9 protein-coding genes are annotated in these 8889 nt (G+C 69.0%); 5 read left to right on the top strand and 4 right to left on the bottom strand.

From position 1 onward, the window contains the following. Window positions 1-105: 105 nt before the first annotated feature. The 4 genes from ACZ4MF_RS39860 to ACZ4MF_RS39845 are packed head-to-tail and all read right to left on the bottom strand — an operon-like array spanning window position 106 to window position 3552. Entirely contained in the window at window positions 106-927 is an 822-nt protein-coding gene (locus ACZ4MF_RS39860; RefSeq protein ID WP_467498031.1) for an NAD(P)-dependent oxidoreductase, read from the bottom strand. Beyond that, entirely contained in the window at window positions 924-1652 is a 729-nt protein-coding gene (locus tag ACZ4MF_RS39855; protein WP_467498029.1) for a hypothetical protein, read from the bottom strand. The genes ACZ4MF_RS39860 and ACZ4MF_RS39855 overlap by 4 nt, the downstream gene beginning before the upstream one ends. Further along, entirely contained in the window at window positions 1649-3298 is a 1650-nt protein-coding gene (locus tag ACZ4MF_RS39850; protein ID WP_467498027.1) for a class I adenylate-forming enzyme family protein, read from the bottom strand. The genes ACZ4MF_RS39855 and ACZ4MF_RS39850 overlap by 4 nt, the downstream gene beginning before the upstream one ends. Continuing rightward, window positions 3295-3552, bottom strand: a complete 258-nt coding sequence (locus ACZ4MF_RS39845; RefSeq protein WP_467498025.1) for a phosphopantetheine-binding protein — start codon at window positions 3550-3552, stop codon at window positions 3295-3297. The genes ACZ4MF_RS39850 and ACZ4MF_RS39845 overlap by 4 nt, the downstream gene beginning before the upstream one ends. A gap of 278 nt (window positions 3553-3830) precedes the next feature. Between ACZ4MF_RS39845 and ACZ4MF_RS39840 the strand changes: the two genes are divergently transcribed. The 5 genes from ACZ4MF_RS39840 to ACZ4MF_RS39820 are packed head-to-tail and all read left to right on the top strand — an operon-like array spanning window position 3831 to window position 8829. Beyond that, a complete protein-coding gene (locus ACZ4MF_RS39840) occupies window positions 3831-5114 on the top strand; it encodes a DALR domain-containing protein (protein ID WP_467498023.1) in 1284 nt (427 codons plus the stop codon). A 58-nt stretch (window positions 5115-5172) separates the two neighbouring features. Continuing rightward, a complete protein-coding gene (locus ACZ4MF_RS39835) occupies window positions 5173-5931 on the top strand; it encodes a phytanoyl-CoA dioxygenase family protein (protein ID WP_467498021.1) in 759 nt (252 codons plus the stop codon). Between the two features lie 15 nt (window positions 5932-5946). Beyond that, window positions 5947-6942: an aldose epimerase family protein gene (locus ACZ4MF_RS39830; RefSeq protein ID WP_467498019.1), complete on the top strand. Its 996-nt coding sequence runs from the start codon at window positions 5947-5949 to the stop codon at window positions 6940-6942. A 40-nt stretch (window positions 6943-6982) separates the two neighbouring features. Next, window positions 6983-7855 carry an LLM class F420-dependent oxidoreductase gene (locus ACZ4MF_RS39825; protein ID WP_467498017.1) on the top strand — a complete coding sequence of 291 codons (873 nt, stop codon included), beginning with the start codon at window positions 6983-6985 and terminating at the stop codon, window positions 7853-7855. A 14-nt stretch (window positions 7856-7869) separates the two neighbouring features. Continuing rightward, complete coding sequence (locus tag ACZ4MF_RS39820; RefSeq protein ID WP_467498015.1) at window positions 7870-8829, top strand: LLM class flavin-dependent oxidoreductase; 960 nt, start codon at window positions 7870-7872, stop codon at window positions 8827-8829. Window positions 8830-8889: the final 60 nt, after the last annotated feature.

Here is an 8889-nt window from a genome sequence, read left to right as displayed (position 1 = left end):
TGGGGGTGGGGGCCCCCCCCGCGGTGTCCGGGCAATGGCGCCTCCCGGGGTCTGGGGGTGGGGGGGGGGGGGGCGGGGACCGTTACGGTCCCCGCCTCCCGCACGTCACACCTGCTCCCGTCTCGCAAGCCGGGTGAAGTTGTCCTCGCCGTACCCGGACTCGACGACGGTCCGCAAGCGTTCCTCGACCATGCCAGCGACCGGCAGGTCCGGCGCCAGCGCGAGGACGCTGCGGATGTCCTTGCGGGCCAGCCGCGCGCTGAACTGGCGTGGGTAGCGGCTGGCCAGCATCTGCTCGCCGAACCGCTCCAGCATTCGGCTCGATCCCGACGACGCCTTGAGCGCGTCCAGCACGGTGGCCGGTTCGAGGCCGAGCTGGCCGGCCAGTTCGAACCCCTCGCCCAGGACCAGCACGTTGCCCAGGTGGATGACCTGGTTGACCAGCTTCATCGCCTGTCCCTGGCCGAGGCTGCCGGTCCAAAACACCTGATCGCAGACGGTTCCAATAAGCTCGCGAACCTCCGCCGGGAGGGCTCCCGGGGATGCTCCCGGATACCCCGTGAGCCGTCCATCGGCGGCCAGCTGTACGCTCCCGGAGACCGGGCAGTCGACGTATCCGATGCCGCGCGAGGCGAGCTCCCCGGCGGCCTCGGTGGCCGAGAGCGGGTCGTGAGAGGAGAAGTCCACCACGAAGGTGGCCTCCTGGATGTCCCGGACGACGTCAATGACCTCGGCGCCGGTGGGCAGGCACAGCCCGACGAGCGGGGCGTCACCGCTCTGCGCCCCGGCGGACAGGCCGCCCGCGCGAACGAACTCGGTGACCCTGCCGCGCTCGTTGCCCGCACGCACCGAGTGACCGGCGGACACCAGGTGGGAGGCTATCGGCAGGCCGAAGACGCCGAGGCCGTACCAGTCAACGCTGTTCATCGGCGGCCCAACTCACCGCCACAGTCCTCCACCGCGGGGAACCCGTCGGAGAGGAAGACTGTCTGGGCCATCATACGCAGTCCGGACATCTTCTCGCGGAACGCCTCGATGGTCTCCTCCGGGTGGATCGTGTCGATGACAGCGTTGGCGCCGAAGGAGTTGAACTGGTGGGAGGTGCCGCGCGGGATCTGGAGGTCCACGATCGAGGACTCCGGCACCCAGAAGCTGTACCGTTCGCGGGTGCTGTCCGGCATCAGGTCGCGCTCCACCTGGAGCTTGAACGGAGTGACACCGTCTACGTAGGTATAGCGGAAGGGCGAGAGCGCGGAGACGTGGATGGTGGTGTCCTGGCCGGTGATCAGCCGCACCATCCGGGCGCCGGTGTGGTAATGCATCCGCGAACACGCGGCCCGCTCACCGACGTTGAACAGATCCATGATGTAGCGGCTCGCCGCATACCCGTCCACCGGCTTGGCCAGCATGTACACATGGCCCTCTTCGAAATACTGGGCGCGTATGACGCCGTCGTCGTCCGGGGTGAGGGCAGTTTCGGCGACGTGCCCGTCGCGGACCACTTTCGCCATCGCGTACACCAGCGCGTTGGCGGCGACGGCGGGCAGCGAGGCGACCGGAGTCACGATGCAGGCGCCCGCGTCCTGGAACTCGTCGAGGTCGTGGACCTCGTTCTCGTCGTCCGGGTTGGCTTTGAGGGGATTGGCGGTCACGAGTTCTCCGTTTCCTGCCTGGCGGCGAGAGTGATGGGGGAGGTGGCATCCTCGGCGACCTCGCCGGCGAGCTGCCGACGGATGATCTTTCCGGTGCTGGACCGGGGGATACGGTCGGTGAACACGATGCGGCGCGGGAGGGCGTTGGCGGAGACGGCGGTGTTCAGATGCCGGTAGATGCCGTCCTCGCTGCCGTGCGGTGAAACCACCACAGCGGTGACGGTCTCGCCCTCCACGGTGTCGGGGACAGCGACGCAGGCCGCGTCCCGCACGCCGCTGATCTGGAGCAGTGCGCGCTCCAGTTCTTCCAGGGAGACCGCCTCGCCCCGCACCTTCGCCATGTTCTTGGCGCGGCCGGTGATGACCACGAAGGGGTCGGGACTCTCCGGTGACTCAACCTGGTAGCCCAGGTCTCCGGAGCGGAACCAACCGCCCCGGAACGCCTCCCGAGTAGCGTCGGGGTTACCCGCGTACCGGGACATGACGTTGTGTCCGCGCATCCGGATCTCGCCAGTCTCGCCGGCCCGGGCGCGCTCGCCGGATTCGGTGAACACGGCGACCTCGTTGCCGTACACCATGGTGCCGATGGAGGGGATGTCGGTGTCGAGCATGAGCCGCCGGTACTCGCTGTCGGAGAGGTCCACCGGCACGGTGGTGGAGAAGTTGGTGGTCTCGGTGAGTCCGTAGCCCTGTACCACCCGGGTGCCGAACGTGCGCCGCACTTCGGCGCAGGTGCGTGCGGACAGCGGCGAGGCGGCGGTCAAGAAATACTCGAAGCCGGCGGGGAGGCAGGGCTCGCGCCAGGTCTGCAGGAGCGAGTCGAGCACGCTGGGCACCGCACTGGCGAAGCGCGGGCGGTACTGCTCGATCAGACCCGGGTACTGGAACGGGCTGAATGCGCGGGCCAGAACGGTGTGGGAGCCGGAGAACAGCGGGGAGAGCAGCGTGGTGTGCACCCCGTTCGCGTGGTGGATCGGCAGGAAGCCCAGGATGCGCTCGCCGGAACGCACCCGGTGGTGACGCACGAACGCCTCGGCGTTGGTGGCGGCGTTGCGATGGGTCTGCGCCACCATCTTGGAGGCTGCCGTGGAGCCTGACGTTCCGAAGAACAGAGCGTCGGTGTCGGGCAGCACCTCGGGCAAGGCCCCGTGACCGTGGGTGTCGTCCGCCAGTCGGGCCGGGTGGGGCACGGTGACGGCGCCGGGCGGCAGGTCCCGTTCTTCGGTCACCGCAGGCGGGCACAGCACGACCGTGGCGGACTGGCTGTCGCTCTGCTCCCTTGCGCGTCCGACAGGGTCGCCGGGGTTGAGCAGCAGGCAGCCGGCGCCGGCCCGCAGGATACCGAGGAGGGCGGCGACGGAGACGGGTTCGTTGACCGGCATGAGCGCCACCACGTCGCCGGGTGTCACGGCGTGCTCGTGTCGGAGCCAGCAGGCCAGGCGGGCGCTCCAGGCGTCGATAAGACCGAAGGTGAGCGTGGTCTCAGTGCCGTCCGTGGCGACGGCGGTGAGGTAGGGGGCACGAGGCGTCTCACGGGCGCGCGCCTCGAGCGCCGCCAGTACCGTGGGGTGGCGTGCGATGTCCTGGCTCGGCAGGATGCCGAGGTAGGTGTGGACGGCTTCGTAGACCTTCATCGTGTCAGTCATGCGGCGTCCTCGATAAGGCCGCGGACGGCGGCGGCGACCGAGCGCACGGAGGCGAAGGTGTCGGCTGTGATCAGCGCGGCGGGGAAGCGCACGCCGAGGGTGCGCTCGATGTCGACGATCAGGCTCGCGATGCCCAGTGAGTCCACACCGCGGTCGTGCAGTCCGGTGTCGGGATCCCCCGCTACCCCGTCGCCCCCCGCCCTGACACGCCGCCTGACCAGTTCCTCGATTATGTCTGTCAGATCCTGCTGCATGACAATGCCTGGTTTTCTCCTGGTTGAGTGACGGCGAATAAGACCGGGCTCAGCGGTCCAAGCCGTTCAGAATTTAGATAGATCCTCCGAGGAAGACAACAGGGGCCCGGCGTTCGCGGAAACAGCGGCACTGGTCAAACACTGTTTCGCGCATTTTCCTCTAGTGACGACTGGGCGTTCGACCTACGATCCTCCGCAGTCGAACAGCTCTGCGGTATCGCCGCTTCCCGACAAGAGGAAAAATGTCGTCGCCATCATCACTGAGGCTGTACAATTCGATGGGCCGCACGCTTGACGAGTTCCACCCCAAGGGGAAAGAGACTCGCATTTTCAGTTGCGGCCCGCTGGTCTTCTCGCATCCCCACCTCGGCATGCTGAGAGGTGCGCTCGGCTTCGACGTGCTGCGGCGAACCCTGCGCTGGAAAGGCTTCCCGAGCCGGCACGTATTCATGATCACCGACGTGGACAAGGGACGGACGGACTTTCGGCCCACGGTTCCCGACGAGCTGTACTCTGCGTCCACCGCACCCTCCCTGGGCGACATCGGCTCCTTCTACACCCAGGCCTTCAAGGACGACCTGGCGACGCTGAACTTCCTGCCGGCAGACCACTACGCGCGCTCCTCGCACTACATACCCGAAATGATCGACTACGCCCGGGTACTGGCGGCGAAGGGATACGCCTACCCGACGGAAACGGGCCTGTATTTCGACACCTCGCGCGCCGCAGGGTACGGACTGCTGGGAAATCTGAACGTGTCCGCGCAGCGCGAGGGCATAAGCTCCGACCGCCCCGCCGGACTGCGCAACTCCACCGACTTCGCGCTCTGGCGGATCGCGGACCCCGCCCACTCCCGTATGGGCTGGGACTCACCGTGGGGCTGGGGCCTTCCCGGCGCGCACCTGGGCTGCTCCGCGATCAGCGCCACGCTGCTCGGGGACTACGTCGACATCCATACCGGTGGTAAGCACCACCGCCAACTCCACCACGTCAACGAGATCGCGCAGAGCGAATCCTACCTGGGCAACGGCGAACCGTGGGTGGGTTACTGGCTCCACCACGACATGCTCACTTTCGGGGCGCTGCCGATGGTCCGCGGAAGCGCCCCGACGCTCGGAAACATCACCGGCTCGGGCGTACACCCGATGGCCTGCCGGCTGTTCCTGCTCGGCGGGCACTACCGCAGTCCGCAGGCGGTGACGGCTGACGCGTTCCAGGCGGCGCAGACCACACTGCGCCGCCTAGTCGCGCGTCTGGACACCGACGGCCTGCCGCCCCACGGCGTCGAGACCTATGAGGCGGCGCTGGACTGGATTCCCGCTGGCGACACCGCTGCGGTGCGGCTACTCGACCAGTTCGACGCCGCCGTCTGCGATGACCTCAACTCCCCCAAGGCACTGGCCGTGCTCCACAGAGCGGTGCGCTCCGCCGAAGTTACCCCGCAGGGGCGCCGGGTGCTCCTCGCCGCCGCCGACTCCGTCCTGGGACTGCGGCTGCGGTCCCTCACTCCAGCCGACCTGGCTCCCCTGAAGCCCACGGCGCCGACGACCGTGCACGTCTGACGGTATACGCACCCACCACCACCCGTTGCGCCGCTTCTCACACTCAAGGAGACATGCCATGGACATGGCCCGAGCACTGGAAGACCTCGGAGCCACCGGCACCCCGCTGGACGCGTCGACGAGCCGGCAGCTGGACGAGGACGGTTTCGCTTTCCTGCCCGGCGTGCTGACGCCGGAACTGACCGGCCGGCTACGCGACCAGTTGGACGCCCTGTTGGCGACCGAAGGGAACCGCGCAGGCACCGAGGTCGGCCAGGAGGCGGGTACCGCCCGGGTGTCCGACCTGGTCAACAAGGGCGAGGTATTCGACGTCTGCTTCACCCACCCGCTGCTCCTGGCGGCCGTTCACCGGGTGATCGACGAGTTCAAGCTGTCCTCGCTCAGCAGCAGGGCGGCTCTACCGGGCCAGGGCCATCAGGCGCTGCACGCCGACTGGCCGGGCGCCGATCTTCCGCCCGGCGACTACCAGGTCTGCAACACGATGTGGCTACTGGACGACTTCACCGAGGAGAACGGTGCCACCCGGCTGGTACCGGGCTCGCACCGCTGGGGCAAGTCCCCTGTGGAAGGCATGGTCGACCCCACCATGCCGCACCCCGACGAACAGCTCGTCATCGCCCCGGCGGGGTCGCTACTCGTCTTCAACGGCCATCTGTGGCACGGCGGCACGCTGAACCGCTCGGACCGGCGGCGACGCGCCATGCACGCCTACTTCACCCGCCGCACCAACCCTCAGCAGCTGGACCAGGCTGCGTTCGCCCGCCCTGAGACCCTGGCCCGGCTCGGCCTCGCGGCGCGATTCGTGCTGGACATCTGAGGAGCCGCGTACCGCATGCGCATTCACCACCGAACCGTAGGCACGACAGCTGGCCACGCCCGCCAGGAGCCGCGCCAGGTCGACGCCTACGAACTGGACAACGGGAATGGTCTGAGCGTGGAGGTGTGGACGTACGGCGCTACCCTCGTGTCCGTCCTCGTGCCCGACCGCGACGGCAGACGGAGCAACGTCGTACTGCGCCAGCCGGCGCTCGCCGACTACGAGGCCCGCAAGGGCAGCCCCTACCTCGGGGCGACGCTGGGCCGCTTCTCGCGTAGCGTCGACCGGGGCCTTTTCTCCCTTGACGGCGTGACGCATCGGCTCGACCTCAACGACCGCGGCCACCACATGCATGGCGGCGCCATCGGCTTCGACCGGCTGGTCTGGGACGCCGAGACGGCACACGATGCCGGCTCGGTCGCCGTCCGGCTCCGCCTGCGCAGCCCGGACGGCGACCAGGGGTACCCCGGCGAACTGTCCGCCGAGACCATCTACCGGCTGTCCGCCGAGGGCGAGCTGAGCTTCGAGCACCGGGCCACCACGACGGCGCCCACCATCGTGGACCTCACCAACCACGCCTACTGGAACCTCGCCGGACGCGACCGCGTCGACAGCCACCGCCTCGCCCTGAACGTCGATGGGATCATCCGGTACGGCGAGCGCATGGTGCCCGTCGCCGGCCCACCGGACCCCGTCCGGGGCACCCCGTTCGACTTCACCGGCGCCAGAACCATCGGCGCGCTGCCTATCGACCGGTTCTTCGTGCTGGCCGACGCCACCTGGGCGGCCGAGCTGAGCGACCCGGTAAGCGGCCGGCACATGCGGGTGACCACCGACGCGCCGGGCCTGGGCGTCTACACCGCCGACCGGCATGGCCAGCCCCGCGAGGGCATCTGCCTCCAGGCCAGCGCCCTGCCTGACGCCCCCAATCGGCCCGACTTCCCGCCGGTCAGGCTCGACCCGGGCGAGACCTATCTCAGCCGCACCACACACCGGTTCGGCATCGCCTGACCGGCCCAGGCACCCCATGGAGAACGGACAAAGGTGACCCATGAAAGTTGGACTGCACATCCGGGACTACTCCTTTCCCGGCGGACCGGCGGCCACCGCACCGGCCCTGGCCCGTGTCGCCCGCCAGGCTGACCGGTCCGGATTCGCGTATATCGCGGTACCGGACCACTTCTTCCAGGTCAGCTCGGTGGGCCCGACGGAGCTCGACATGTTGGAGGCGTACACCACGCTCGCCTTCCTGGCCGCGCACACCGAACACGCCCGTCTCCTGACGCTGGTGACGGCTGTGACCTTCCGGGACCCCGGGGTGCTGGCGAAGACCGTGAGCACCCTGGACGTGCTCTCCGGCGGCCGGGCGATGCTCGGCGTGGGCGCCGGCTGGAACAAGGAGGAGGCGGCAGGGCTCGGCCTGCGTTTCCCCGGACTGCGTACCCGGTTCGAGCAGTTGGAGGACGTGCTGCGACTGTGCGCGCAGATGTGGGACGACATCGAGACCCCATTCCTGGGCAGCCATGTGCGGGCCGAGCGACCGCTCAACCGGCCACGCACCCTCAGCCGCCCGCACCCGCCGGTCCTCATCGGCGGCGAGGGGGAACGCAGGACGCTGCGTCTGGTCGCCAAGTACGCGCAGGCGTCCAACTTTTTCTGGACGCCTCGCCTGCCGGGCAAGCTCGCGGCGTTGCGGGAACACTGCGAGCGCGAGGGCCGCGACTACGACGAGATCGAGAAGACCGTCTACTACGAGTTCGACCCGGGACCGCGCGGCGAACGGACCGGCGTGATCCTCGACGACCTCGCCCGCATGGCCGACGCGGGCCTGTCCACCGTCTTCGGTCCGGTGCCCGACGCGCACACCGGGACGCCCCTCGATCTCATGGCCGAACACATCATCCCCGCCGCCGCGAAACTCTGAGACGGAGAAACGTCATGACCATCCACGCGGACACCGTGCGCTTCGGTGTCCACTCGGGCCAGCTGCACGGCAGTTGGGAGGCGTCGCTTGAGCTGTGGCAGGCGGCCGAGGAACTGGGATACGACTGGATCTCGCTCTTCGACTTCCTGCGCCCGCACGCCTACGCCCCCGACTGGCCCTGCTTCGAGGGTCCCACGCTGCTCGCGGGGCTCGCTGCCCGCACCCGTCGCATCCGGTGCGCGATGCTGGTGTCTCCGATCACCTGGCGGCACCCCGCGATCATGGCGAACATCGCGTCGACCATCGACCACATCAGTGGCGGCCGGCTGGAGTTCGGCGTCGGCGCGGGCGGCACCGACCGGGGCTACCAGCAGTACGGCATCCCGTTCCCGGAGGGCCGGGTGCGCCTGGACATGCTGGAGGAGGCGTGCACGGTGCTGCGCAGTCTGTGGGACCAGGACAGCACCACGTTTCACGGCACGCACTACCGGCTCGACGACGCACGGCTGGCGCCCAAGCCTCTACAGGCGCACCTCCCGCTAGTGGTCGGCGGGGACGGGGTGCGCCGCACGGCACGGATCGCGGCCCGCCACGCGGACACCTGGAACGCACTGCCGGTCAGCCCCGAGGTGTACCGGGGGAAGCTGGACGCCTTCCTCAAGCGCTGCGGTGAAGTGGGGCGGGACCCGAGCGAGGTCCGCAAGTCGATAACGTTCCGCGCGGTGGTCGGCGACTCGCCGACGGAGCTGGGGCACCGGTCGTCGGCTCAGTTGGCCAGCACGCCCGAGGACCTCCGCCGGCAGTACCTGAGCTTCGGTTCCCCCGACGACTGCTTCGACATGCTCAAGGTGTACGCCGACATGGGGGTGCGGGACTTCCTGCTCGGGGTCAAGGCGCCGGTCGACTGGAAGACGGTCACCCTGGTGGCCGAACAGGTGGCACCGCGACTGCGCGCGTACGTGGCCGGCGGCTGAACACGCGCCGGACAGCCGAAGGCCGTGTGTGCCGGGGTATCCCGGCACACACGGCCTTCG

This window comes from Streptomyces sp. NPDC025793 (assembly GCF_055558375.1).
The sequence above is the reverse complement of the archived record's forward strand: the minus strand, read 5'-3'. Positions and strand labels throughout refer to the sequence as shown.

Excerpts from the sequence above, each read along its gene's own strand:
- ACZ4MF_RS39860 (WP_467498031.1), bottom strand. The coding sequence starts at position 927 with ATGAACAGCGTTGACTGGTACGGCCTCGGCGTCTTCGGCCTGCCGATA.
- ACZ4MF_RS39850 (WP_467498027.1), bottom strand. The coding sequence starts at position 3,298 with ATGACTGACACGATGAAGGTCTACGAAGCCGTCCACACCTACCTCGGC.
- ACZ4MF_RS39845 (WP_467498025.1), bottom strand. The coding sequence starts at position 3,552 with ATGCAGCAGGATCTGACAGACATAATCGAGGAACTGGTCAGGCGGCGT.
- ACZ4MF_RS39840 (WP_467498023.1), top strand. The coding sequence starts at position 3,831 with ATGGGCCGCACGCTTGACGAGTTCCACCCCAAGGGGAAAGAGACTCGC.
- ACZ4MF_RS39835 (WP_467498021.1), top strand. The coding sequence starts at position 5,173 with ATGGACATGGCCCGAGCACTGGAAGACCTCGGAGCCACCGGCACCCCG.
- ACZ4MF_RS39830 (WP_467498019.1), top strand. The coding sequence starts at position 5,947 with ATGCGCATTCACCACCGAACCGTAGGCACGACAGCTGGCCACGCCCGC.
- ACZ4MF_RS39825 (WP_467498017.1), top strand. The coding sequence starts at position 6,983 with ATGAAAGTTGGACTGCACATCCGGGACTACTCCTTTCCCGGCGGACCG.
- ACZ4MF_RS39820 (WP_467498015.1), top strand. The coding sequence starts at position 7,870 with ATGACCATCCACGCGGACACCGTGCGCTTCGGTGTCCACTCGGGCCAG.